At 68.7% G+C, this 25,926-nt stretch carries 18 protein-coding genes; 13 read left to right on the top strand and 5 right to left on the bottom strand.

Translation table 11 applies throughout. The features are described 5' to 3' along the window. Positions 1-55 precede the first annotated feature (55 nt). From OHA03_RS04670 to hflX, 3 genes are all read left to right on the top strand, one after another. Positions 56-2,221, top strand: a complete 2,166-nt coding sequence (locus OHA03_RS04670) for a bifunctional (p)ppGpp synthetase/guanosine-3',5'-bis(diphosphate) 3'-pyrophosphohydrolase (RefSeq protein WP_267001013.1) — start codon at positions 56-58, stop codon at positions 2,219-2,221. A 102-nt stretch (positions 2,222-2,323) separates the two neighbouring features. Continuing rightward, positions 2,324-3,775, top strand: a complete 1,452-nt coding sequence (locus tag OHA03_RS04665; RefSeq protein WP_267001011.1) for a M1 family metallopeptidase — start codon at positions 2,324-2,326, stop codon at positions 3,773-3,775. A gap of 144 nt (positions 3,776-3,919) precedes the next feature. Further along, complete coding sequence (gene hflX / locus OHA03_RS04660; RefSeq protein WP_267001009.1) at positions 3,920-5,440, top strand: GTPase HflX; 1,521 nt, start codon at positions 3,920-3,922, stop codon at positions 5,438-5,440. Between the two features lie 78 nt (positions 5,441-5,518). On the opposite strand, the gene OHA03_RS04655 is transcribed toward hflX, so the two are convergent. After that, positions 5,519-6,682, bottom strand: coding sequence for a serine protease (locus tag OHA03_RS04655; RefSeq protein WP_267001007.1), 1,164 nt, complete (start codon positions 6,680-6,682; stop codon positions 5,519-5,521). A 260-nt stretch (positions 6,683-6,942) separates the two neighbouring features. Next, the gene (locus OHA03_RS04650; RefSeq protein ID WP_267001005.1) at positions 6,943-8,166 is read right to left on the bottom strand and encodes a serine protease; all 1,224 of its coding nucleotides are present in this window, start codon (positions 8,164-8,166) and stop codon (positions 6,943-6,945) included. Positions 8,167-8,529: 363 nt separating this feature from the next. Here OHA03_RS04650 and OHA03_RS04645 point away from each other — a divergent pair, with 363 nt between their 5' ends. Genes OHA03_RS04645 through OHA03_RS04625 form a run of 5 tightly spaced genes read left to right on the top strand, consistent with a single transcriptional unit; the run spans position 8,530 to position 16,678 of the window. After that, positions 8,530-9,918: a diaminobutyrate--2-oxoglutarate transaminase family protein gene (locus tag OHA03_RS04645; RefSeq protein ID WP_267001003.1), complete on the top strand. Its 1,389-nt coding sequence runs from the start codon at positions 8,530-8,532 to the stop codon at positions 9,916-9,918. A gap of 29 nt (positions 9,919-9,947) precedes the next feature. Further along, the gene (locus OHA03_RS04640) at positions 9,948-11,843 is read left to right on the top strand and encodes an IucA/IucC family siderophore biosynthesis protein (RefSeq protein ID WP_267001001.1); all 1,896 of its coding nucleotides are present in this window, start codon (positions 9,948-9,950) and stop codon (positions 11,841-11,843) included. A 45-nt stretch (positions 11,844-11,888) separates the two neighbouring features. Continuing rightward, entirely contained in the window at positions 11,889-12,737 is an 849-nt protein-coding gene (locus OHA03_RS04635; protein ID WP_267000999.1) for a GNAT family N-acetyltransferase, read from the top strand. 60 nt (positions 12,738-12,797) lie between these two features. Further along, positions 12,798-14,657, top strand: coding sequence for an IucA/IucC family siderophore biosynthesis protein (locus tag OHA03_RS04630; protein ID WP_267000997.1), 1,860 nt, complete (start codon positions 12,798-12,800; stop codon positions 14,655-14,657). Between the two features lie 50 nt (positions 14,658-14,707). Continuing rightward, positions 14,708-16,678: an ATP-dependent DNA helicase gene (locus OHA03_RS04625; RefSeq protein ID WP_267000995.1), complete on the top strand. Its 1,971-nt coding sequence runs from the start codon at positions 14,708-14,710 to the stop codon at positions 16,676-16,678. A gap of 137 nt (positions 16,679-16,815) precedes the next feature. Here OHA03_RS04625 and lexA read toward each other — a convergent pair whose 3' ends face one another. Then, positions 16,816-17,610 carry a transcriptional repressor LexA gene (lexA, locus tag OHA03_RS04620; protein WP_030927140.1) on the bottom strand — a complete coding sequence of 265 codons (795 nt, stop codon included), beginning with the start codon at positions 17,608-17,610 and terminating at the stop codon, positions 16,816-16,818. A 544-nt stretch (positions 17,611-18,154) separates the two neighbouring features. On the opposite strand from lexA, the gene nrdR reads away from it, so the two are divergent. Beyond that, positions 18,155-18,664 carry a transcriptional regulator NrdR gene (gene nrdR, locus OHA03_RS04615; RefSeq protein WP_267000992.1) on the top strand — a complete coding sequence of 170 codons (510 nt, stop codon included), beginning with the start codon at positions 18,155-18,157 and terminating at the stop codon, positions 18,662-18,664. Between the two features lie 160 nt (positions 18,665-18,824). Beyond that, entirely contained in the window at positions 18,825-21,728 is a 2,904-nt protein-coding gene (locus OHA03_RS04610; RefSeq protein ID WP_267000990.1) for a vitamin B12-dependent ribonucleotide reductase, read from the top strand. A 157-nt stretch (positions 21,729-21,885) separates the two neighbouring features. On the opposite strand, the gene OHA03_RS04605 is transcribed toward OHA03_RS04610, so the two are convergent. Together OHA03_RS04605 and OHA03_RS04600 are read right to left on the bottom strand one after the other, a co-directional pair. Further along, complete coding sequence (locus OHA03_RS04605; protein WP_267000988.1) at positions 21,886-22,422, bottom strand: TerD family protein; 537 nt, start codon at positions 22,420-22,422, stop codon at positions 21,886-21,888. Between the two features lie 128 nt (positions 22,423-22,550). Continuing rightward, positions 22,551-23,507, bottom strand: a complete 957-nt coding sequence (locus OHA03_RS04600; RefSeq protein WP_267000986.1) for a DUF1152 domain-containing protein — start codon at positions 23,505-23,507, stop codon at positions 22,551-22,553. Between the two features lie 89 nt (positions 23,508-23,596). Here OHA03_RS04600 and OHA03_RS04595 point away from each other — a divergent pair, with 89 nt between their 5' ends. The 3 genes from OHA03_RS04595 to OHA03_RS04585 all read left to right on the top strand — a co-directional run bounded on the left by OHA03_RS04595 (position 23,597) and on the right by OHA03_RS04585 (position 25,909). Continuing rightward, complete coding sequence (locus tag OHA03_RS04595; RefSeq protein ID WP_267000984.1) at positions 23,597-24,202, top strand: YdbC family protein; 606 nt, start codon at positions 23,597-23,599, stop codon at positions 24,200-24,202. 123 nt (positions 24,203-24,325) lie between these two features. After that, entirely contained in the window at positions 24,326-24,985 is a 660-nt protein-coding gene (locus OHA03_RS04590) for a histidine phosphatase family protein (protein WP_267000982.1), read from the top strand. 12 nt (positions 24,986-24,997) lie between these two features. After that, the gene (locus OHA03_RS04585) at positions 24,998-25,909 is read left to right on the top strand and encodes an ADP-ribosylglycohydrolase family protein (protein ID WP_267000980.1); all 912 of its coding nucleotides are present in this window, start codon (positions 24,998-25,000) and stop codon (positions 25,907-25,909) included. The last annotated feature ends 17 nt before the right edge of the window (positions 25,910-25,926 follow it).

Below are 25,926 nucleotides of genomic sequence, written 5' to 3'. Positions count from 1 at the left end.
CGGAGGCGCGTCCGCACCTCCCCACCGCCGGTCGACGTTTGCCGGAGGTGCCCCCATGAGCGCAGAGGCCACCGACCCAGGTGCTCCCGTCCGCAGACGAGGCCGTCCCCGAATCGATCTTCGCAGGCTCGGCCGGGTCGCCCTGCTCGGACCCGTCTCCCGCGACCGGCTGCCCGATGCGATCGGCCATGTCGCCGAGGCCCACCGGGCCCATCATCCGGACGCCGACCTGACTGTTCTGCACAAGGCCTACGTCCTGGCAGAGTCCTCCCACCGGGGGCAGATGCGCAAGAGCGGTGAGCCATACATCACGCACCCGCTCGCGGTCACGCTGATCCTCGCCGAACTCGGTGCCGAGACGACGACGCTCACCGCGTCCCTCCTCCATGACACCGTCGAGGACACCGAGGTAACCCTCGATCAGGTGCGGGAGCAGTTCGGCGAAGAGGTCTGCTACCTCGTCGACGGCGTCACCAAACTCGAAAAGGTCGACTACGGTGCGGCGGCCGAGCCCGAGACGTTCCGCAAGATGCTCGTCGCCACCGGGGACGACGTCCGTGTGATGTCGATCAAGCTGGCCGACCGGTTGCACAATATGCGCACCCTCGGGGTGATGCGCCCCGAGAAACAGGCGAGGATCGCCAAGGTCACCCGCGACGTGCTGATCCCGCTCGCCGAACGGCTCGGGGTACAGGCACTCAAGACCGAGCTCGAGGACCTTGTCTTCGCGATCCTCCACCCCGAGGAGTACGAACACACCCGGGCACTGATCGCCGCAGCGTCACCAGGGTCGGCCGCCTCGGGTGAAGCGGGCGACACCGCCACCGACGACCCTCTCTCCACCATCGCCGAGAACGTCAGAGCCGTACTGCGGGACGCCGGCATTCCCGCCGAAGTTCTCATCAGGCCACGCCATTACGTCTCCGTGCACCGCGTCCGGATCAAACGCGGCGAACTGCGCGGCACCGACTTCGGCCGCCTGCTGGTGCTGGTCGGCGAGGACGCCGACTGCTACGGCGTCCTCGGCGAGCTCCACACCTGTTTCACCCCGGTGATCTCGGAGTTCAAGGACTTCATCGCGGCCCCCAAGTTCAACCTGTACCAGTCGCTGCACACCGCTGTCGTCGGCCCGGGCGGCGCGGTCGCCGAAGTCCTCATCCGTACGCATCGGATGCACAAGGTCGCCGAAGCGGGCGTGATCGCGCTCGGCAACCCGTACACCGCGGACAGCACCTCCGCGCCGCAGACGGCCGAACCCGCGGACGGCGAGCGCGCCGACCCGACCCGGCCCGGCTGGCTCTCCCGACTCCTCGCATGGCAGCAGTCCGCCCCCGACCCGGACACCTTCTGGACCACACTCCGCGCCGACCTCGCCGAGGACCGCGAGATCACGGTTTTCCGCACCGACGGCGGCACCCTCGGCCTCCCCGCCGGGGCCAGTTGCGTCGACGCCGCCTACGCGCAGTACGGCGACGAGGCGCACAGCTGCATCGGAGCGCGGGTCAACGGCCGGCTCGCCAGGCTCTCCACCGTGCTCAGCGACGGCGACACCGTGCAGCTGCTGCTGGCCGAGGACGCGACGTCCGGTCCCTCACCCGACTGGCTCGACCACGCCCGTACGCCTGCCGCACGCATCGCGATCACCGGCTGGCTCGGCGCCCACCCGCAGGACCCCCAGGGTTCCTACGGCAGCCGGCCCGCAGGCCGCAGGCCCGAACCGCAGCCGATGGCTCCGGCATCTTCCGGAAGCGACCGGTCCGCCGACCGTGCGGCGACCGTCGTCGTGGGCCGGCCGGACGCCACCGTACGTCTCGCGGGCTGCTGCACACCCGTACCGCCCGACGCCGTCACCGGATTCACCGTGCGCGGCGGAGCCGTCACCGTGCACCGGCAGGAGTGTCCCGCGGTGGCCCGGATGCAGGCCGCCGGCCGGACGCCCGTCGCGGTCGGCTGGGGCGATGCGGCGGCCTGCCGGGTCACTCTCGTCGCCGAGTCCTTCGGACGCCCGCGGCTGCTCGCCGATCTCACCGAGGCCATCGCGGCAGCGGACGCCGCGATCATCGCCGCCACCGTCGAACCACCCAGCGAGCAGCGCGTCCGGCACACCTACACCCTCCAGCTCCCGGACGCCGCCGGACTGCCCGCGCTGATGCGCGCGATGCGCGACGTGCCGGGGGTGTACGACGTGAGCCGTGCCCAACACCCGGCCGCCGCCGTCTGAGCCACCGCCTCGCAGCGCCCGGCTGCCGCACCGGCCCCTCGTTCGAGTGGCGCGGCGCGCGCCGCACCCGGACCCGGCGGTCGTCGCTGATAGCCGTAGTCCATGCCGTTCATCCCCCGCCGCCTGCGGGCCGCCCTGCTTGCCACTGCCTCGGCCACCCTCGTTGCCGCCACCCTGCCCGCACCCGTGCCGCTCGGCATCGGAGACTCGCTCTTCCCTCACCTCGGCAACCCGGGCTACGACGTCCTCTCGTACGACATCGGGTTCACCTATCACGGCAACAACAAGCCACTGGACGCCGTCACCACGATCGACGCGCGGACCACTGAACCGCTCGACCGGATCAACCTCGACTTCGCCCGCGGCTCTGTCCGTTCGGTCGACATCAACGGCCTGCGGGCCGACTTCGCCGCTGCGGACGAGGACCTGGTCGTCGAGGCCCCCGGCAGGCTTCCGGCCGGAGTGCCGCTGCACATCACCGTCCGGCACACCAGCGACCCGAGCGGCGACCAGAACAGCGGCGGCTGGCTGCGCACCTCCGACGGCCTCGCGATGGCCAACCAGGCCGACGCCGCGCACCGGGTCTTCCCCAGCAACGACCATCCGGCCGACAAGGCGTACTTCACCTTCCGGGTCACCGCGCCCGAGGAACTGACGGTGGTCGCCAACGGCCTGCCCGCAGGCAAGGTCCGGCAGGGCTCCTCGACCACCTGGACGTACCGGACCGCACACCCCATGGCCACCGAGCTGGCCCAGGTCTCCATCGGGCGCTCCACCGTCCTTGAGCGGACCGGCCCCCACGGGCTGCCGGTTCGCGACGTGGTGCCGGCCGCCGATGCCAAGGACCTCGAACGGTGGCTGAAGAAGACGCCGGGGCAGCTGGAGTGGATGGAGCGGCAGGTCGGCCGCTACCCCTTCGAGACGTACGGACTGCTGGTCGCCGACACGAAGACCGGCTTCGAGCTGGAGACCCAGACGCTCACGCTCTTCGAACGGTCCGTGTTCACCACCGGCATCTACCCCGAGTGGTATGTCGACTCGATCATGGTGCATGAGCTGGCGCACCAGTGGTTCGGCAACAGCGTCTCCCCGCAGGCCTGGTCCGATCTCTGGCTCAATGAAGGACACGCCAGCTGGTACGAGGCCCGCTATGCCGCGGAACACGCCAAGCGGTCGCTGGAACGCCGGATGCGCGACGCGTACACCAGGTCCGACAGCTGGCGCGCCGCCGGAGGCCCGCCCGCCCGCCCCGTCGCCCCGTCGCCCGGCGAGAAGATCAGCATCTTCCGGCCGGCCGTGTACGACGGCAGCGCACTGGTCCTCTACGCGCTGCGCCAGGAGATCGGCGAGCCCGCCTTCGACCAGCTGGAACGCAGTTGGGTCAGGACCCATCGCGATTCCACCGCGACCACGAAGGACTTCGTCCGGCTGGCGTCGCAGATTGCCGGGCGCGACCTGACCGCGTTCTTCGACGGCTGGCTGTACCGGGCGAAGACCCCGCCGATGCCGGGGCACCCGGACTGGCACAGCACACAGCCCACCGGACAGGGGTAAACCCGGGTGACGGGCCCAGCGGGGCCATGCCACTATCGACGGGTCGCCGCGGCGGCCGGACCGGAGATTCTCCCCGGAGGGAATCATCCAGGAAGGTCACACGTTGTGACTGACGTAACGGACTTCTATCGACGTAAGGATCCAATGACCTCCTCTTCTTCCCTTCCCCAGGACGCGCAGAATGCGCAGAGCGCCACGGAGAACGTCACCGAGAGCCTCACCGAGAGCCTTCGGGCCGACGCCCTGATGGAAGAGGACGTCGCCTGGAGCCACGAGATCGACGGAGAGCGGGACGGCGAGCAGCTCGACCGTTCCGAGCGTGCCGCGCTGCGGCGTGTGGCGGGCCTCTCCACCGAGCTCGAGGACGTCACCGAGGTCGAGTACCGACAGCTGCGCCTGGAGCGCGTGGTGCTGGTCGGCGTCTGGACCACGGGGACCGTGCAGGACGCGGAGAATTCGCTCGCGGAGCTTGCCGCGCTCGCGGAGACGGCGGGCGCCCAGGTGCTCGACGCCGTCTTCCAGCGCCGTGACAAGCCCGACCCGGCTACGTACATCGGCTCCGGCAAGGCGCTGGAGCTGCGTGACATCGTCCTCGAATCAGGGGCCGACACCGTCGTCTGCGACGGTGAGCTCAGCCCCGGCCAGCTGATCCATCTCGAGGACGTCGTCAAGGTCAAGGTGGTCGACCGGACCGCCCTGATCCTCGACATCTTCGCCCAGCACGCCAAGTCCCGAGAGGGCAAGGCGCAGGTCTCGCTCGCACAGATGCAGTACATGCTGCCGCGATTGCGCGGTTGGGGTCAGTCGCTCTCCCGGCAGATGGGCGGTGGCGGGTCCAGCGGCGGTGGCGGCATGGCGACCCGTGGTCCCGGTGAGACCAAGATCGAGACGGACCGGCGTCGGATCCGCGAGAAGATGGCGAAGATGCGCCGGGAGATCGCGGAGATGAAGACCGGCCGCGAGATCAAGCGGCAGGAGCGCAAGCGCAACAAGGTGCCCTCGGTCGCGATCGCCGGCTACACCAACGCGGGCAAGTCCTCGCTGCTCAACCGGCTGACCGGTGCGGGCGTCCTTGTGGAGAATGCACTGTTCGCCACGCTGGATCCGACCGTCCGCCGGGCCGAGACGCCGACCGGCCGGACCTACACCCTGGCCGACACGGTCGGGTTCGTACGGCATCTGCCGCACCACCTCGTCGAGGCGTTCCGCTCCACCATGGAGGAGGTCGGCGAATCCGACCTGATCCTGCATGTGGTGGACGGCTCCCACCCGGTGCCGGAGGAGCAGCTCGCCGCGGTGCGCGAAGTGATCCGCGATGTGGGTGCGCTGGACGTTCCCGAGATCGTAGTGATCAACAAGGCTGATGCGGCCGACCCGCTGGTCCTGCAGCGCCTGCTGCGGATCGAGAAGCGTGCCATCGCCGTCTCGGCGCGCACCGGTGCCGGCATGGCGGAGCTGCTCGCGCTCATCGACACCGAACTGCCGCGGCCGTCGGTCGAGATCGAGGCGCTCGTGCCGTACACCCACGGTGGACTTGTCTCCCGGGTGCACGCCGACGGCGAAGTGATCTCCGAGGAGCACACCTCGGAGGGCACGCTGCTCAAGGCGCGGGTGCATGAGCAACTGGCCGCGGACCTCGCGTCGTTCGCGCTTGCGGCGCACTGACAGCACGACACCGTACGGACCGAAGGCCCGCTCCCTCGCGATGAGGGAGCGGGCCTTCGGGCATGAACGGGGCTCTTGCTACTGACCGGCGAACTTGTCGCTCATCATCGTGAAGATCTCCTGCGCGCCCCGACCCAGGTGGGGTCCTGCGAGCCAGCCCGAAGTCACCGGGCCGATGGAGGTGTTGGACACCAGGGCCGGCTTTCCGTCGGCGCCCTCGCTGAACCAGCCGCCGCCGGAGGAACCGCCTGTCATGGTGCAGCCGATGCGGTACATCGTCGGGGTGCTGGGGCTGATGGAGAGCCGGCCGGGACGGTCGACGCACTTGTGCATGATCAGACCGTCGAACGGGGCAGCGGCCGGGTAGCCCCAGGCGCCCATGGCGCTGATCTGCGAGATCTCGGGGGCGTCGAAGTTGACCGGCAGGGCGTTGCCCACGGTCTCCTCCAGGGACTTCGTGCCGTTCTCCGGCTTCACGTGCAGCACCGCGTAGTCGTACGGAGCACCCTCACCGCCGGTGGGACCGCCACGGGTGATCCACTCACCGGAGGACGTGGCCCAGTCGGCCCAGAACGCGCCGTACGGGGCGATCTCCTCCGGCCGGGCGTTCTCCAGTGCGGCGGCGGACTTGCCCTTGTCGTTGTACGCGGGCACGAAGACGATGTTGCGGTACCAGCCGCCCTTGGCGCCGGCGTGGACACAGTGTCCGGCCGTCCACACCAGGTTGGACCTGCCCGGGTTCTTCGGGTCCTTGACGACAGTGCCCGAGCAGACCATGGAGCCCTCGGGGGAGTCGAAGAACACCTTGCCGACCGGGGCCGCGTGGTCGTGGTACGGAAGGTCCTCGGGCCGCGCCTTGACCGGCGCGGGCTCCGGGTCGGTGACGCCCTGGTCACCGGAGAGGTCGCCGGCCGCCATCGTTTTCGCCGGGTCCTTGGCGGACTTCATCCGCTCGGGCTTCCACAGCCCGTCGATCACCGGGTTGACGAAGTCCTTGGCCTCACGCAGCCACTTGTCCTTGTCCCAGTTCTTCCACTCGCCGTTCTTCCACTTCTCCGGGTCGACGCCGTGCTTCTTCAGCGTCTTGGCCAGATCGCCGGGGATGCCGCCGCTGCCACTGGCGGATTCGGCGGCGGCCGGCTTGTCGGCGGCCTCGTCCTCGCTTGGACCACAGGCTGTGGCCGACAGCGCGAGCGCGGCGACGAGGCCGGTCGCGGCGAGCAGCGGACGTATGGATCGCATGGAAAAGATTCCCCCTGAAATCTCTGAGAATTGCCATGAACTTGTCATGTAAAGGGGTGGTCGGATCCGCGACCACCGAATGTGCAGGGACACCCTATGACCTTCCGGGGTACGGCTTTTGCCACCGGGGTACCGGATGCCAGGGTCCCCTGCGGGCCGGACGACCGCCCGGTCCACAGGGGCCTCCGGCGGACTGTTGTCGCGCCGAGGGCCCCTGGGTGACCGTCACCCACAAGTCAGCGGGCGCCAGTTCGTACAGGTCACTGCCCGGCGTACTTCCTGCTGACCGCGTCGTAGACGCCCTTCGCTTCCTTGCCGAGGCGCGGCCCGGCAAGCCAACCGGCCGTCACCGGGCCGATGGACGTGTTCGATACGAGGGCGGGCTTGCCGTCCTGGCCCGCTGCGACCCAGCCGCCACCGGAGGAGCCGCCGGTCATGGTGCACCCGACGCGGTACATCGTCGGGTCCTCCTTCGTGAGAGAGAGCCGGCCCGGCTTGTCCTTGCACTGCAGCAGCTTCTGACCGTCGTACGGCGGCGCGGCCGGGAAGCCGGTTGCCGTCATGCTGTCGATCCTGGGCACGGCCGGAGCGTTGAAGTCGACGGGCAGCGCCGCACCGACCGTCTCCTCCAGAGACTTTCCGGTCGCCCCCTTCTCCGGGGCGACATGCAGCACCGCGAAGTCGTACGGAGCGCCCTGGCCGCCGGTCGGGCCGCCGTCGGCGATCCACTGCTCGGACGTCTGCGCCCACTGGCCCCACCACACGCCGTAGGGGGCGATCTGCTCCTTGGGCGCGTTCTGCAGCTCGGCGATCGACAGGCCGCTGTTGTTGTAGGACGGCACGAAGGCGATGTTGCGGTACCAGCCGCCCTTCTTGCCCGCGTGTACACAGTGCCCGGCCGTCCACACCATGTTGGACTTTCCGGGGTGCGCAGGGTCCTTCACCACGGTCGCGGAGCAGACCATGGAGCCCTCGGGGCCGTCGAAGAAGAGCTTCCCGGACTCCGCGGCGCTGTCGTGGTACGGAGTCTGCGCATTCGTGGCCTGCACCGGTGCCGGCGTCGGATCCGTCACACCGGCGTCGCGCGAGATGTCGTTGTCGACCGGCCGCTCGGGCGCCTTGTCGGCATCCCGCATGCGCTCCGGGTCCCAGAGGTCCTCGATGATCGGGTTGACGAAGTCCTTGGCCTCACGCAGCCACTTGTCCTTGTCCCAGTTCTTCCACTCGCCGTCCCTCCACTGGTCGAGGTCGATCCCGTGCTCCTTGAGCCGGTCCTTCAGATCGTCCGGAATGGCGATCTTGTCGTCGGAGGACTGGTCGGCGGAACTGCTTGGCTCGGTACTCGCCTTCTCCTCGCTCGGCCCGCAGGCGGTGGCGGTGAGTGCGAGAACGGCCGTGGCCGCGGCCACGGCGAGCAAGGAGGAGGGCGCGCGACGTGCTATCCACCCCTGACGTGCCGTGAGAACTGGTCGAATGAGTCGCATGTGGTGATCCCCCTGGGACTTCGTAACTCAACACTTCTGTACTGCACTCGGACTGCACCGAGACGCTGACTCGGACACTGCTCCGACACTGCTCCGAACGCATCGCTGCCAACGCGTTGGGGACTGCGAGAAGTTGCCCGAAGCCTCGGCACGGTCCCCCACTATGCCGGTGCCGGTGGGGACGGAACGCGGCAGGGCCACGGTTCCGTCTCCGCCAGGATCTTCCGATTTACCCGTGATCCCCTGCGTCCGGCGTCGTTGGTACGTACGCGGGGCTTGTGGACAGCGTTCAGCTCAGCAGTCCGTCCTTGCGGAAACGTACTGACGTGCAACGCAACTGTTACAGCGGGAGGACCAACAGCCGTGGCCGTGACCGAACCTGCACCGTTGGCAACGCCCTCGGTGCACGAGGGGATCCTGCGCCGACAGTCGCTGCGTGAGTCGGCCGCCCGTACCTATGCGCGGTCACTGCCGATCGTGCCGGTACGGGCCCGCGGGCTGACCATCGAAGGCGCGGACGGACGACGCTATCTCGACTGTCTCTCCGGAGCGGGCACGCTGGCCCTCGGGCACAACCATCCGGTCGTTCTGGAAGCGATCAAGAACGTCATCGACTCGGGTGCGCCCCTGCACGTCCTCGACCTGGCAACCCCGGTCAAGGACGCTTTCACCACGGAACTGTTCGCCACACTCCCACCGGAGTTCGCCGACAACGCCCGGATCCAGTTCTGCGGGCCGGCCGGTACGGACGCGGTCGAAGCGGCCTTCAAACTGGTCCGTGCCGCGACCGGGCGCAGCGGGCTTCTGGCCTTCACCGGTGCCTACCACGGGATGACGGCGGGAGCCCTCGCGGCCTCGGGCGGCGCCGAGGACGTCCGGGTCACCCGGCTTCCTTTTCCGCAGGACTACCGCTGCCCCTTCGGCATCGGCGGAGAACGGGGGGCCGAGGTCGCCGCGCGGTGGACCGAGAGTCTCCTGGACGATCCCAAGGGCGGTGCGCCGGCGCCGGCCGGAATGATCCTCGAACCGGTACAGGGCGAGGGCGGCGTGAACCCCGCCCCCGACGGCTGGATGCGCCGGATGCGCGAGATCACCGCAGCCCGGTCCATCCCCCTGATCGCCGACGAGGTGCAGACGGGCGTCGGCCGGACCGGCGCCTTCTGGGCAGTCCAGCACAGCGGGATCATCCCCGACGTGATGGTGCTGTCCAAGGCCATCGGCGGCTCCCTCCCGCTCGCGGTGATCGTCTACCGCTCCGAACTCGACACCTGGCAGCCAGGCGCCCACGCCGGCACCTTCCGCGGCAACCAACTCGCGATGGCCGCCGGTACGGCCACCCTCACCTACGTTCGCGAGAACGGGCTCGCCGAGCGCGCCGCGACGCTGGGCGCCCGCATGCTCGCCCGCCTCCAGGCACTGGCCATCGACCACCCGTGCATCGGAGACGTCCGCGGACGGGGCCTGATGATCGGAGTGGAGCTCGTCGACCCCGAGGCAGAGATGCCCACCGGGGGTACCGGCGGCCCCGAGGCACCGCCCGACCCGGTCCTCGCCTCCGCAGTGCAGCAGGAATGCCTGCGCCGCGGTCTCATCGTCGAACTCGGCGGACGCCACTCCGCCGTCGTACGCCTGCTCCCGCCCCTGACGCTCACCGACGAACAGGCAACCGCGGTCCTCGACCGCCTCGCCGATGCCCTGGCAGCCGCCGAGCGTTCGTCGAACCGCCGAACCATGACCGGGTCGGCTCGCTGACCCCGGACACCCTCACAAGGAAGACCGCCGTGAACCCCACCCCCGCGCCCGAGGCCGACGGCCTTCCCGCCGGCCAGCAGCGAGGACAGGCCGGGCTCGTCGGCCGACTCGCAGTCGAGCAGACGATCGTGCCCCGCCAGAAGGCCGTGCCTCACGGCGGTTGGCGCACCCCACAGGCACCGGTACCACCGACCGGCGCAGGAACGGCCGATCTGCTCGACCACCCGGACCCGCTCATGGCCGCAGACACAGCAGGCGTCGAGAATCTGCTGCGCTGCTGGGTCCGGGAGAACGACCTGCCCCGACCGGACCGGGACACCCTGCGCATCCCGCTGCCCGCCAGCGGGACCGCTCTGCTCGTCCCTGTTCTCTACTGGTCCGCCACGGGATGGCACCGCTTCGGCCAGCCCGCCCTGGAGGACGCACCCGACGGCGCGCCGACCACCGATGCCGTCACGGTCGCGGCCCTCCTGGGCCGCGAGGCGGACCAGAACGAGGGCGCCGACATGGTGGCCAGAGTCGCCGACTCGGTACGCCGCACGGCCGGATTCATCGCCGAGCGGCGCCGTACACCCACGGCTCCCGCCGACGCCGACCTCTTCCTCACCGCCGAGCAGTCACTTCTGCTCGGACACCCCCTGCACCCCAGCCCCAAGAGCCGCGAAGGCCTCTCCGAGGCCGAATCCCGCCTCTACTCACCCGAGTTGCACGGCTCCTTCCCGCTGCACTGGATGGCTGTGGACCGCTCGGTGCTGGCCACCGAGTCCTCCTGGACGGAGGGGGGCCGCCCCGTAGCGGCCGAGGACCTGGTCGCCCAGCACGCGGAGGGACTGCATCTACCCCAGAACACCGCACCGATTCCGCTCCACCCCTGGCAGGCCCGCGAACTGAGCCACCGGCCCGAAGTGGCAGCGCTGCTCGATGCGAAGCTGCTCCACGACCTGGGACCGCACGGCAAGCGCTGGTACCCCACATCCTCCGTTCGGACCGTCCACCAGCCCGGTGCCGACGTCATGCTCAAGCTCTCCCTCGGCGTACGCATCACCAACTCCCGTCGTGAGAACCTCCGCAAGGAACTCCACCGAGGGGTGGAGGTCCACCGGCTGCTCCGCAGCGGACTCGCCACGCAGTGGCACGCCGTCCACCCCGGCTTCGACATCGTCCGCGACCCCGCATGGCTCGCCGTCGACACGCCGGACGGCGAGCCCGTCCCCGGGCTCGATGTCATGCTGCGCCACAACCCGTTCCACCCGCTCGACGATGCGGTGTGCATCGCCGGCCTCACGGCGCCGCGCCCCTGGCCCGACCGGCCAGGCGTGCACTCGCGCCTCGCCGATGTCGTCGTCCGCCTCGCCGCGGCCACCGGCAGAAGCAAGGGAGCCGTTGCCGCCGAGTGGTTCCTGCGCTACCTCGACCGCGTCGTACGCCCCGTGCTCTGGCTCGACGCCACAGCAGGCGTCGCCCTCGAAGCCCACCAGCAGAACACGCTGGTGCTGCTCGACGCCGACGGCTGGCCGGTCGGCGGCCGCTACCGGGACAACCAGGGCTACTACTTCCGCGAGTCCCATCGCGCGGCCCTCGAGCACAGGCTCCCGGGCATCGGAGCCGCCAGCGACACCTTCGTCTCCGACTCGGTCACCGATGAACGCTTCGCCTACTACCTCGGCATCAACAACCTCTTCGGTCTCATCGGAGCCTTCGGTTCCCAGCGCCTCGCCGATGAGCAGGTGCTGATCGCCGCGCTCCGCCGCTTCCTCGGCGGAGTCACCGGCCTCGGCACCCCGCTTCCCGCGCAACTGCTGGAGAACCCGAACCTACGGTGCAAGGCCAACCTGCTGACCCGGCTGCACGGCCTCGACGAACTCGTCGGTCCGGTCGACACCCAGTCCGTCTACGTCACCATCGCCAACCCCCTCTTCGCCTGAAGGAACACGACCCCCGCCTGAACTGCTGAGAGGAGAGGCATCACCGTGCCTCCCGCCGATGCGCACACCGGCGCCGGAACAGGCCCTGCCTCCCAAGCCGGTAAGGGCGCCGAGGACACCCTGGACCTGCAGCTCCCCGACGAATTCCTCGCCCTGTTCGGGGAAGACAAACCGGCAAGGGAAACGCCGACCCCCGCTTCGCCGCTCGACGGACCCCTGTCCCTGGAGGAGTCCCTGGCCCGGGCCGGATCCACGTCGACCGAGGGGGAGAACGTGAGCACAGGCACGGTCACGCGTGGTGTCACGAGCAGGCTGGAGTCTTCCGATCTGCTCGGCAACCCGGCCGAGTGGAGACCGGTCACCACGCCGGCCGGAGTGTTTCAACTGGTCCCCGTACGGCTGGAACGCGATCTCGCGGTGATCAGCCGCTGGATGAACGATCCCGCAGTCGCCGCGTTCTGGGAACTGGCCGGGGAAGAGGACGTCACTGCCGCCCATCTGCGCCCCCAACTCGACGGTGACGGACGCAGCGTCCCCTGTCTGGGCGTGCTGTCCGGCATCCCCATGAGCTACTGGGAGATCTACCGCGCGGACCTCGATCCGCTGGCGCGTCACTACCCTGCCCGACCGAATGACACCGGAGTCCACCTCCTCATCGGTGGCGTGACCAACCGCGGGCGCGGCATCGGCACCACCCTGCTCCGGGCCGTCTCCGACCTCGTACTCGACAACCGTCCGCAGTGCGCGCGCGTCGTGGCGGAACCCGACCTGCGCAACACCCCCTCTGTCTCGGCTTTTCTGAGTGCCGGCTTCCGGTTCTCCGCGGAAGTCGAACTCCCCGACAAGCAAGCTGCTCTGATGATCCGCGACCGAGCCCACCGAGCCCAGCTGTGACCGACCTGCTGCATTACTTACACCGCTCGAACCCCATCGGTTCCGTCCCGAGGAGTCCCCGTGCCGCAATATCCTGCGAACCATGAGTCAGCGGAGTCGCCCGAGCTGCTCAGCACTCCAGAGCTGAACCGGACGGTCTGGGACCGAGTCGCCACCCGGCTGCTCGCGAAAATGCTCGGCGAGTTCGCGTACGAGGAAGTCATCGAGCCGGCCCTTCAGCCCGGTGGGGGCGACACATACACCCTCGCGCTGGACGACGGCGCAACGCTGAGCTTCCGAGCCGGACGAGGCGTCTACGGCAGCTGGCACGTCGCCGCCGACTCGATGCGCGCAAGCGATCGGAACGCTCCTGCCGGGACCGGCACGGACGGCGGCACCCGGACCGTGCCCTTCCGTGATCCGCTGCAGTTCCTCGCACGCGCCCGGCGCCTGCTCCACCTCGACGGACCCACCCTCGGCCACCTCATCCGAGAGATCACCACCACGCTCGCCGCCGATGCCCGGCTGGATCACACCACCTTCACCGCCGCCCGACTCGCCGAGCTCGACTACGCGGAGCTCGAAGGACACCAGACCGGCCACCCCTGGCTCGTCGCCAACAAGGGACGCCTCGGGTTCTCCGCCGTCGACGCCTCCCGCTTCACCCCGGAAGCCCGCAGACCGGTCAAGCTGCCGTGGATCGCTGTCAGCACCCGGATCGGCGGCTACCGGGGCGTGACCGGCCTCGCCACCCCCGAGCAGCTCTACGCGCAGGAACTGGACGCCTCGGTACGCACATCCTTCGTCGCCGAGCTCCGCGCCCGCGATCTCGACCCCGGCACCTACCTCTTTCTTCCCGTGCACCCCTGGCAGTGGGACGAGTGGATCGTTCCGCTGTTCGCACCGGCCATCGCCGCCGGTGACATCGTCCCGTTGCACGCCGACGACGATCTCCGGCTGCCGCAGCAGTCCATCCGTACGTTCACCAATCTGGGGCGCCCCGACCGGCACACCGTCAAACTGCCTCTGTCGATCCTCAACACGCTGGTCTGGCGAGGCCTCCCGACCGAGCGCACGCTCGCGGCCCCCGCCGTCACCGCCTGGGTCCAGAGCCTGCGCGACCGTGACCCGTTTCTGCGCGACACCTGCCGTGTCATTCTGCTCGGCGAGGTGGCCTCGGTGACCGTCGAGCATCCGCTCTACGACCATCTCCCCGAGGCGCCGTACCAGTTCAAGGAGATCCTCGGCGCGATCTGGCGCGAGCCGCTCCATCCCCGGCTCATGCCCGGCGAGCGCGCCCGTACCCTCGCGTCGCTGCTCCACATGGATCCGCAGGGCCGCGCCTTCACCGCCGAGCTCGTGACCCGCTCGGGCCTGACCCCCACCGCATGGCTGACCCGGCTCTTCGCAGCGCTGCTCCCGCCCCTGCTGCACTTCCTCTACCAGTACGGAACGGTCTTCTCCCCGCACGGCGAGAACGCCATCGTCGTCTTCGACGACCAGGACGTGCCCGTGCGGCTGGCGATCAAGGACTTCGTCGACGATGTGAACATCAGCGCCCGGCCGCTGCCCGAGCACGCCACGATGCCGGAGGACGTGCGCGCCGTCCTGCTCACCGAGGAGCCCGGCTTCCTCACCCAGTTCATCCACTCGGGGCTCTTCATCGGTGTCTTCCGCTTCCTGTCCCGTCTCTGCGAGGAACAGCTAGGGGTCCCGGAGGCCGAATTCTGGTCACTTGTGCGGGCCGAGATCCTGCGGCATCACGCCCGCTTTCCCGAGCTGAAGGAGAGGTTCGAGATGTTCGACATGCTGACGCCACGCATCGAGCGCCTGTGCCTGAACCGCAACCGTCTGTATCGGGACGGTTACCGTGACCGCTCCGAGCGCCCGCACGCCGCCGTCCACGGCACCGTTCCGAACCCGCTTCACCCCTCCGCATGAGTCCGGGAGTGATCCCCGTTGTCAGTGGTGCCCCGTAGGCTGGTCACGCTATGACGAAGCCATCCCTCTCCGAGCTCCTGCACGCCGCCGTGACCGCCGTCGGCGGTACGGAGCGGCCTGGCCAGGCCGCCATGGCCGAGGCAGTCGCCGAGGCCGTCGACGACAATTCCCATCTGCTCGTCCAGGCCGGCACAGGCACGGGCAAGTCCCTCGGCTACCTGGTGCCGGCCCTGGCACACGGCGAGCGGGTCGTGGTCGCCACGGCGACCCTGGCGCTGCAGCGCCAGCTCGTGGAGCGTGACCTTCCGCGCACGGTCGACGCACTGCATCCCCTGCTGCGCCGCCGACCCCAGTTCGCGATGCTCAAGGGGCGCTCGAACTATCTCTGTCTGCACCGGCTCCACGAAGGCGTGCCGCAGGAAGAGGAAGAAGGGCTCTTCGACCAGTTCGAAGCTGCGGCTCCGTCGAGCAAGCTCGGCCAGGATCTGCTGCGGCTGCGGGACTGGTCGGACGAGACCGAGAGCGGCGACCGCGACGACCTCACCCCGGGTGTCTCCGACCGGGCCTGGGCGCAGGTCTCCGTCTCCTCCAGGGAATGCCTGGGCGCCAGCAAGTGCGCGTACGGTGCGGAGTGCTTTGCGGAGATGGCCCGCGAGCGCGCAAAGCTCGCCGATGTCGTCGTCACGAATCACGCCCTGCTCGCCATCGACGCGATCGAGGGCGCTCCGGTGCTCCCGCAGCACGAGGTGCTGATCGTCGACGAGGCCCATGAGCTGGTCTCCAGGGTCACCGGAGTGGCCACCGGAGAGCTCACCCCCGGCCAGGTGAACCGGGCGGTGCGCCGCGCGGCGAAGCTGGTCAACGAGAAGGCTGCCGACGCCCTGCAGACCGCGTCGGAGGGGTTCGAGCGGGTGATGGAGCTGGCGCTCCCCGGCCGCCTGGAAGAGGTCCCCGAGGACCTCGGCTACGCGCTGTTGGCGCTCCGGGACGCCGCTCGTACGGTGATCTCGGCGCTGGGTTCGACCCGGGACAAGTCCGTCCAGGACGAGGACGCCGTCCGCAAGCAGGCCCTGGCATCGGTGGAGACGATCCACGGTGTTGCCGAGCGGATCACTCAGGGGTCCGAGTACGACGTCGTCTGGTACGAGCGCCACGACCGCTTCGGCGCATCCGTCCGCGTTGCCCCGCTCTCTGTTTCCGGCCTGCTGCGCGAGAAGCTCTTCGCCGACCGCTCGGTCGTGCTCACCTCGGCCACGCTCAAGCTGGGCGGGGACTTCAACGGGGTGGGAGCCTCCCTGGGACTGGCGCCCGAGGGCACTGCGGGCGACGACATCCCGCAGTGGAAGGGTCTCGACGTCGGATCGCCCTTCGACTACCCGAGGCAGGGCATCCTGTACGTCGCCAGGCACCTGGCCACGCCCGGTCGGGAGAGTTCCCGTACCGACATGCTGGACGAACTGTCCGAACTGGTGGAGGCCGCCGGCGGGCGCACCCTCGGGCTCTTCTCCTCCATGCGGGCGGCGCAGGCGGCCGCCGAGGAGCTGCGTGGCCGGCTCGACAAGCCGATCCTGCTGCAGGGCGAGGAGACACTCGGCGAGCTGATCAAGAACTTCGCCGCCGACCCTGAGACCTGCCTCTTCGGCACACTCTCGCTCTGGCAGGGCGTCGATGTCCCCGGGGCGAGCTGCCAGCTGGTGATCATGGACCGGATCCCGTTCCCCCGCCCCGACGACCCGTTGATGAGCGCGCGGCAGCAGGCGGTCGAGCAGGCGGGCGGCAACGGGTTCATGGCTGTCGCGGCGACTCACGCCGCGCTGCTGATGGCCCAGGGCGCCGGCCGTCTCGTGCGGGCCATGGGCGACAAGGGAGTGGTCGCGGTGCTCGACCCGAGGCTGGCCAATGCCCGGTATGGGAGCTACCTCCGGGCCTCGCTGCCCGACTTCTGGTACACGACGGACGGCAACCAGGCGCGTCGCTCACTCGCGGCGATCGACGCCGCCGCCAAGGCGAACGAGCAGTGATCCCGAACGCGCCGGGGGTCCCTGCTCGTCCTTGGTGACCACCACTGCTCCGGAAGGCGTTTCGACGGCCCAGACGCACAGGCAGGACCCCGGGATCGGCGCAGTGGATCCCGGGGTCCGGTCGGAACCGGCGAGCTTCACACCCGCCGCAGCACCGCCACGACCTTGCCGAGGATGGTCGCCTCGTCGCCAGGGATCGGCTGGTACGCGGAGTTGTGCGGGAGCAGCCATACATGACCGTCCTCCCGCTTGAAGCGCTTGACCGTCGCCTCGCCGTCGAGCATGGCGGCCACGATGTCGCCGTTCTCCGCGACGGGCTGACGGCGCACGGTGACCCAGTCGCCGTCACAGATCGCCGCCTCGATCATCGAGTCACCGACGACCTTCAAAACGAACAGCTCGCCGTCCCCGACCAGCTGGCGGGGGAGCGGAAACACGTCCTCGACCGATTCCTCGGCGAGGATCGGTCCGCCGGCTGCGATCCGGCCGACCAGCGGTACGTACGAAGCGGCGGGCTTGCCGGTCGTGTCGGTCGGCTGCGTGCTGGGCTGGTCCGAACCGCGGACCTCGTACGCCCGGGGGCGATGAGGGTCGCGGCGGAGGAAGCCCTTGCGTTCCAGAGCCATCAGTTGATGGGCGACGGAGGATGTGCTGGACAGCCCCACCGCCTGACCGATCTCCCGCATCGAGGGTGGGTATCCCCGTCGCTGCACCGAGTCGCGGATGACCTCGATCACTCGCCGCTGCCGGTCCGTGAGCCCCGAGCTGTCCGCTCGGATTCCTGGAGGTCGGCCGGGGAGCGAGCGCGCTGGGCGCGCCGGCTCCGGCCCCTCCGTGTTCCTGACTGAGTCATTCATGGCATGCACCGGCTCGAGTCGGCTCTGGGAGCGGTCCTGGGCAGTGATGGTGGCACTGTCTGCGGTGGTGGTCACGTCGGCCCCTCTCGAATGGTCTCCCTAGCTGCACAACGGTAGTAGCTTTCGAAAGGTTGCGCCAAACACACGTTCGAGTGAAAAACGAATAAAAGTCTGTGCCGTGCTCATTGCCGGGTGTATGAGCGACCCGCGGGTCGGATTCCCGCCCGGCGCCGGGTGGGTTCGACGCGTGCCATGCGCGACCGGCAATTCGGATCATTACGCTAGCGTTCGCGGCTGCGGCGCCGCCATGCGGGGTGGTCTCCCGGCCGCTGTTCCGGTCCGTCGTCGGGCGCCCCGCGATCCGGGCGGTCGGGCGTGTCCCGTAACCTCATGGTCGGTCGTACGCCCCCTGTGGGCCGCCCGGAACGCGCGACACGCGCTAGGGCCGAATGTGCGACCAAACCCAAGATCTAGTGGTTGGATTGTTCCAGCTACCCAGAAGTTGTGGTCCCTGGTCGATTGAGTCCGTGACCATCGCCTATGCTTATGGCTGCTTCGAGGGTCCCTGACGGGGCCTGAAGAGGCTATTCAGTCGTGCTGTGAAGGAGGGTTGGGAGCCATGCACTGCCCCTTCTGCAGACACCCCGACAGCCGGGTCGTCGACAGTCGCACCACCGATGACGGCACGTCGATCCGCCGTCGCCGTCAGTGCCCCGAGTGCTCCCGCCGTTTCACGACGGTGGAGACCTGCTCGCTGATGGTGGTGAAGCGCAGCGGAGTCACCGAACCCTTCAGTCGCACCAAGGTCATTTCCGGCGTCCGCAAGGCATGCCAGGGGCGACCCGTCACCGAGGACGCTCTCGCCAAACTCGGCCAGCGGGTCGAGGAGGCGGTGCGCGCCACCGGAAGTGCCGAGCTGACCACCCACGACGTGGGTCTGGCCATACTCGGCCCCCTGCAGGAACTCGACCTCGTCGCATACCTGCGCTTCGCGTCCGTGTACCGGGCGTTCGACACACTCGAAGACTTCGAGGCCGCCATCGTGGAACTTCGCGAGCGGCGGCCTCCCGTGGAGGGATGCGGGACCGGCGAGACCCTGGCGGTCCCCGTTCCCGCCGCCGCCGACTGAGCGACACCGGCTGATCGACACAAGCGTATCGATCAGCGGCAGGGCGGCTACAGAGATTTGCTCCGGGTGCTGTGCGCGGCGTCCGAAGCATCAGACACACATTGTGCCCCGGGAAGTTCTGGGCACTTCAGGGCGTTTTTGCCCACATATGGGAGGCGGCATGACAGAGACGGCGAGCGGCCCGGCACGAGGTTCCCGAGCCAAGGGATCCAAGTCGACTGCGACCAAGCAGGGCCTGCGTATCGAGCGCATCCACACCACCCCCGGCGTGCATCCGTACGACGAGGTGGCGTGGGAGCGCCGTGACGTCGTCATGACCAACTGGCGCGACGGCTCGATCAACTTCGAGCAGCGTGGCGTCGAGTTCCCCGACTTCTGGTCGGTGAACGCGGTCAACATCGTCACCAGCAAGTACTTCCGCGGAGCTGTCGGCACGCCGCAGCGCGAGACCGGTCTGCGACAGCTGATCGACCGGATCGTGAAGACGTACCGGAAGGCGGGCGAGGACTACAACTACTTCGCCTCCCCGGCCGACGCCGAGATCTTCGAGCACGAGCTGGCGTATGCCCTCCTGCACCAGATCTTCAGCTTCAACTCGCCGGTCTGGTTCAACGTCGGCACGCCCCAGCCGCAGCAGGTCTCCGCCTGCTTCATCCTGGCCGTCGACGACTCCATGGAGTCGATCCTCGACTGGTACAAGGAAGAGGGCATGATCTTCAAGGGCGGTTCCGGCGCCGGCCTGAACCTCTCCCGTATCCGCTCCTCCAAGGAGCTGCTGTCCTCCGGTGGCAACGCCTCCGGCCCTGTCTCCTTCATGCGCGGCGCGGACGCGTCCGCCGGAACGATCAAGTCCGGTGGCGCCACCCGTCGCGCGGCCAAGATGGTCATTCTCGATGTCGACCACCCCGACATCGAGAACTTCATCGAGACCAAGGTCAAGGAGGAGGAGAAGATCCGCGCCCTGCGCGACGCGGGCTTCGACATGGACCTGGGCGGCGACGACATCACGTCCGTCCAGTACCAGAACGCCAACAACTCGGTCCGTGTGAACGACGAGTTCATGAAGGCCGTGGAGTCCGGCGGCAAGTTCGGGCTGCGCGCCCGGATGACCGGTGACGTCATCGAAGAGGTCGAGGCCAAGTCCCTCTTCCGCAAGATGGCCGAGGCCGCCTGGGCCTGTGCCGACCCCGGCATCCAGTACGACGACACGATCAACCAGTGGCACACCTGCCCCGAGTCCGGCCGGATCAACGGCTCGAACCCGTGCAGCGAGTACATGCACCTGGACAACACGTCGTGCAACCTGGCCTCGCTGAACCTGATGAAGTTCCTCAAGGACGACGGCAAGGGCAACCAGTCCTTCGAGTCCGAGCGCTTCGCCAAGGTCGTCGAGCTGGTCATCACCGCGATGGACATCTCCATCTGCTTCGCCGACTTCCCGACCGAGAAGATCGGCGAGAACACCCGCGCCTTCCGTCAGCTCGGCATCGGTTACGCCAACCTCGGCGCCCTGCTGATGGCGACCGGCCACGCGTACGACAGCGAGGGCGGCCGCGCCCTCGCCGGTGCCATCACGTCGCTGATGACGGGCACCTCGTACAAGCGCTCCGCCGAGCTCGCCGCGGTCGTCGGCCCGTACGACGGCTATGCCCGCAACGCCGAGCCGCACCAGCGCGTCATGAAGCAGCACGCCGACGCCAACGCCGCGGCCGTCCACATGGACGACCTGGACAACCCGATCTGGGCCGCCGCCACGGAGGCCTGGCAGGACGTCATCCGTCTCGGCGCGAAGAACGGTTTCCGCAACGCGCAGGCCTCGGTCATCGCGCCCACCGGCACCATCGGTCTCGCGATGTCCTGCGACACCACCGGCCTCGAGCCCGACCTCGCCCTGGTCAAGTTCAAGAAGCTGGTCGGCGGCGGCTCGATGCAGATCGTCAACGGCACCGTCCCGCAGGCCCTGCGCCGCCTGGGTTACCAGGAGGAGCAGATCGAGGCGATCGTCGCCCACATCGCCGAGCACGGCAATGTGATCGACGCCCCCGGTCTGAAGGCCGAGCACTACGAGGTCTTCGACTGCGCGATGGGCGAGCGCTCCATCTCCGCGATGGGCCACGTCCGCATGATGGCGGCCATCCAGCCGTGGATCTCCGGTGCACTCTCCAAGACGGTGAACCTGCCGGAGACGGCCACCGTCGAGGACGTCGAAGAGGTCTACTTCGAGGCGTGGAAGATGGGCGTCAAGGCGCTCGCCATCTACCGCGACAACTGCAAGGTCGGCCAGCCCCTCTCCGCCAAGACCAAGGAGAAGGAGAAGGTCGAGGTCACCGCCAAGGCCGAAGGCACCATCCGTGCCGCGGTCGAGAAGGTCGTCGAGTACCGCCCGGTCCGCAAGCGTCTTCCCAAGGGCCGTCCCGGCATCACCACCTCGTTCACGGTGGGTGGCGCCGAGGGCTACATGACCGCCAACTCCTACCCGGACGACGGTCTCGGTGAGGTCTTCCTGAAGATGTCCAAGCAGGGCTCCACCCTCGCGGGCATGATGGACGCCTTCTCCATCGCCGTCTCGGTCGGTCTGCAGTACGGCGTCCCGCTGGAGACGTACGTCTCGAAGTTCACCAACATGCGCTTCGAGCCGGCCGGTATGACGGACGACCCGGACGTGCGGATGGCGCAGTCGATCGTCGACTACATCTTCCGCCGCCTGGCGCTGGACTTCCTGCCCTTCGAGACCCGCTCGGCGCTCGGCATCCACTCGGCCGAGGAGCGTCAGCGTCACCTCGACACCGGTTCGTACGAGCCGTCGCTCGAGGACGACGAGCTGGACGTCGAGGGCCTGGCCCAGTCCGCTCCGATCCGGACCGAGCCGCTGAAGGCGGTCGCCCCTCCGAAGGAGGCGGAGATGCCCGCCCCGAGGACGGCGCACACCTCGGCGGAGCTCGTCGAGATGCAGTTGGGTATCAGCGCGGATGCGCCGCTCTGCTTCTCCTGTGGCACGAAGATGCAGCGCGCCGGATCCTGCTACATCTGCGAGGGCTGCGGCTCGACCAGCGGTTGCAGCTGATTTTCGGGCACCTGCTGGGCATGAACTAGCTGGTCAGGGCGGTGGAGCTGATATTCAGGCTCCACCGCCCTCGGCATTTCTTGATCCAGGGCAGGCACCGTGCACCGGGTCGGCGGTCCTTCGAGTGGGATCCCCGCCCCTGTTGCGTGCCGAGGCGTCACGTTCCGGGCGTGCGGCTCCCCATCGTCGCTGCGAATGAACCGGGGTCGCCGTCGAAGCCCCGGATCGTCTCGTGGAACTCCCAGCCGCCAGAGCCGCCCCGGACGAACTCGGCGACCGTCGCCGCGGTGGCGCCGCCGACCGAGGAGAAGTCGTCCTCCGCCAGATTTGTGTAGCCCTCACGAATCTGCACGCCGGTGCTCGCTATGTCGTCGAAGGTCCTTCGGCCGTCCCGCTGCTGAATGGCGACCCCGACGACGACCCGGGCGTACGCGGCCGACAGCCGGTTCAGTTCCAGAGTCATCACCTCGTCGAAGCCGAACCCCTGGCCGGTCCTGCTGTCGCGGTTCAGCATGATGGTGCCGTCCGGCGAACGGCTGTCGAAGTGCACGAGGTACGAGGGGCTGCCGTACGGCTCGTCCGCCGGGTAGGTCGCGGCGATGATGTCGAGGTCGTGGGCGGGAGCACCCGGAGGACTTGGGTCCCATTTGAGCCTGACTTCGACCTTTGCGAGGTCCTTGTTGGGCGTACTCATCGGACTTCCCTCCTTGCCGCTGGGCCGTCGGACCGGTCGTACCACTCGATCATGTCCGTAACTGTCCGTGGAACCAACCGGCTTGGTATCGGGCGGCGGAATCGGGCCAATATCGATTCCCGCACAGTTCAGTGCGGGATACGGCGCGGCGGACGCTGCCTGATCTCCTCGCGGAAGAGCTCGATCGCGCTGCTGACCTGGCGCATCAGGTGGGTGTGCTCGATGCGGTCGAGATACAGACAGTTGCGGGCCAGCCCCTCCAGTTCGAAGGCGAAGCAGAGCGTCATCAACGGATTGATGAACAGCTCGCTGCCCCGGGTGCGCGAGGTGAACTGGACGTCCCCGAAGGCTCCCTGGACTGCCGCGGCGATTGATCCGTTGACGATGCTCGGGTGGTCGGGGGTGTGCTTCTGGGCATGGGCGACCGCGTCGACGAAGAGAGCGCCCTCGCGGGTCGTACGGGAGACGGAGAAGGCGCCCAGGCAGGCGCCATCGCGCTCCAGGGCTGCGATGTTCTCCAGGACGAGTCCGTGGCTCACCCCGTGATACGCGTCGATTCCGAAGCCGATGGAGACAACGAGGCGCTCCGGTAGGTCGATTCCGGCGAGCGCCGCGACGCTGGTGAGATCCTCCTCCGGGGTGCCGAGCCCGGATTCGTCGCCACGCATCAGGATGTCCGTACCGCCGTCGACGAGGACGACCGCGTCGATGTCGTACCGCTCGATCAGCGCTCGGTAGGCGGCCCGCAGCGGCTGCACTCCCACCCGGGCGAAGGCGTGCACGGTGCACGGGTAGTGGTGCAGTTCGAGCCACTGGGCGAGCGTGCGTTCCGGGAAGTACGGCTGGTGTAAGGAGGTTTCGGGGGTAATGACCGCGACATCGGGCGCGAGCCAGGCATCGACGGGAAGCCCTTCGAGAGCGCTGAACGAGAGATTGGCGAGCCGGACGTCCTTGCCCTGATGCAGCAGGGAGAGTGCGACCGGAAGTCCCGCGTAGATGTCGAAGCCGCCGCCCGCCCCGGCGACGAGGATGCGTTCCGCGGAGTCGAGGCGGGCGAACAGGGGGTTGGCGGGCGGGGGCGTCATGGAGATCAATCTGCGATTCGCAGCGCCTGGTTCGGACGTACTCCGTCAGAGCGTGACCCGCGCCACGTTCGGCGCCGTACGATGGCGCGGTGCTGGTCAAGTGGATTCGCTGCACCGTGATGGACCGTCGTGGTTTCGAGCGGGGGCAGCGAAAGTGGGCGGGGTTGCTCGGTGAGCCGGGGTTCAGGGGACAGGGGGGTGGCTGGAGCCGGGGGCGACCGGAGGTTGCCCATGTGTTCGCGTTCTGGGAGAACCGGGTCTTCTACGACTCGTTCATGGCGCGTGCGCACGACCGGCTGGCTGCCGCGCAGTCCGGAACGTACAGCGACATCCAGGTCAAACTGTTCGACTACCGCTTCGATGTGAAGACCGGCTTCGAGCCGCGCTTCACCGATGCGGATGTGGTCAGAGTGGCGCACAGTCGGGTGCACGAGGACCGGGTCGAACACTTCGCCCTGATGCAGGAGAGGGTGTGGAATCCGGCGATGGCCGGCTCACCCGGCATGCTGCGCGGGGTGTTCGGCGAAGCGCCGGGGTACGAGTTCTTGGTGCTGTCGATGTGGCAGTCGAGTGCCGAGCGCGGCAAGTACCGGCCGGGGAGCGTCGAAAGGCTCTCGCAGCGGGCAGGCACCGAGGACGATGTGGCGGCGCTGGCGGGGGACGTCGTGCAGCTCGACCCGTCCTGGACGGTGTGATCCGCGGGGCCCAGGCGGGCAGGGGTGTGCCGGATGTCCTGGGGCCCTGCTTCGCCGGCAACATGCGTCGGACGGATTCCGGACAACTGCTCGAATGGGCCGGACTCGATCTAGGGTCTTCACATGGCACGACCGCAACGCATTGTCCTCGTCCGGCACGGCGAGTCCGAGGGCAATGCCGATGACACGGTGTACGAACGTGAGCCCGACCATGCATTGAGGCTCACCGCGACGGGATTGCGGCAGGCCAGGGAGACGGGGGCACGGCTGCGCGACCTCTTCGGCGGCGAGCGGGTCAGCGTGTACGTCTCGCCCTACCGCCGCACGCACGAGACCTTCAGGTCCCTCGGGCTCGACCTGGAGCGGGTGCGGGTGCGCGAGGAGCCGCGGCTGCGCGAACAGGACTGGGGCAACTGGCAGGACCGGGACGACGTGAGACTGCAGAAGGCCTACCGGGACGCGTACGGACACTTCTTCTACCGCTTCGCGCAGGGGGAGTCCGGCGCCGATGTGTACGACCGGGTCGGGGCATTTCTGGAGAGCCTGCACCGGAGCTTCGAGGACCCCGACCATCCGCCCAACGTTCTGCTGGTCACTCATGGACTGACGATGCGGTTGTTCTGCATGCGGTGGTTCCACTGGTCGGTGGCCGAATTCGAGTCACTGTCCAATCCCGGCAACGGAGAGACGCGAATGCTCATGCTCGGCGAGGACGGGCGGTACACGCTTGACCGGCCGTTCGAGCGGTGGCGTACCCCTGAGCCGTACGGCATCACCGGATAGAGTGGAGAGGCGATGACCGTTGACTCCGCTTCCGCCCAACGCTTCGAACGCGCCCTGGCCAGCCTGCGGGGGCTGTCCGTGGGGGACGCTCTGGGCTCCCAGTTCTTTGTGCCCGCCAACTATCCGCTGCTGAAGCAGTGCGCATTGCCGCTCGGTCCCTGGCAATGGACCGATGACACGGAGATGGCCTGCTCCGTCCTGGCCGTGCTCGCCGGGCACAACCGCATCGACCAGGACGCGCTGGCCCACTCGTTCGCCGACCACCACGACTTCGACCGGGGATACGGCCCTGCTGTGAACCGGCTGCTGCGGCTGGTCCGGGAGGGCGGCGACTGGCGCGAGCTGGCGTCCGCGCTCTTCCAGGGACAGGGGTCCTGGGGCAATGGTTCGGCCATGCGTATCGCGCCCCTCGGCGCCTGGTACGCGGACGACCCCGAGCAGGCCACGCACCAGGCCGAGATCTCCTCGTACACCACGCATCAGCACCGCGAGGCCGTCGTGGGGGCGATGGCTGTCGCGGCTGCCGCCTCGCTCGCCGCCGCACCCGGCGGGCCGCCGACGCCGACCGATCTCCTCGACGGGGTCATCGCCCTCGTGCCGCGCAGTGCGGTCGGCGCCGGGCTGCGCCGGGCGCGCGACATGCTCGACTACAACGATGCCGGGACCGTCGCGGCGGTTCTCGGCAACGGCCGTCGTACAAGTGCACATGACACAGTGCCGTTCGCTCTCTGGTCGGCGGCACGGAGCCTCGGCGACTTCGAGCAGGCCTTCTGGGTGACCGCTCAGGCCGGTGGCGATGTCGACACGACCTGCGCAATCGTCGGCGGGGTCATCGCGGCAAGCAAGGCGGGGGCTCCGCCGGCCGCCTGGTCGGCACAGACGGAAGAGCTGCCGGGCTGGCTTCCCCGGCCGGGTCGTAGCTGACACGTCTCGACTGTCAC

The organism is Streptomyces sp. NBC_00154, from assembly GCF_026342835.1.
In the GTDB taxonomy this organism is placed as follows: domain Bacteria; phylum Actinomycetota; class Actinomycetes; order Streptomycetales; family Streptomycetaceae; genus Streptomyces.
The sequence above is the reverse complement of the archived record's forward strand: the minus strand, read 5'-3'. Positions and strand labels throughout refer to the sequence as shown.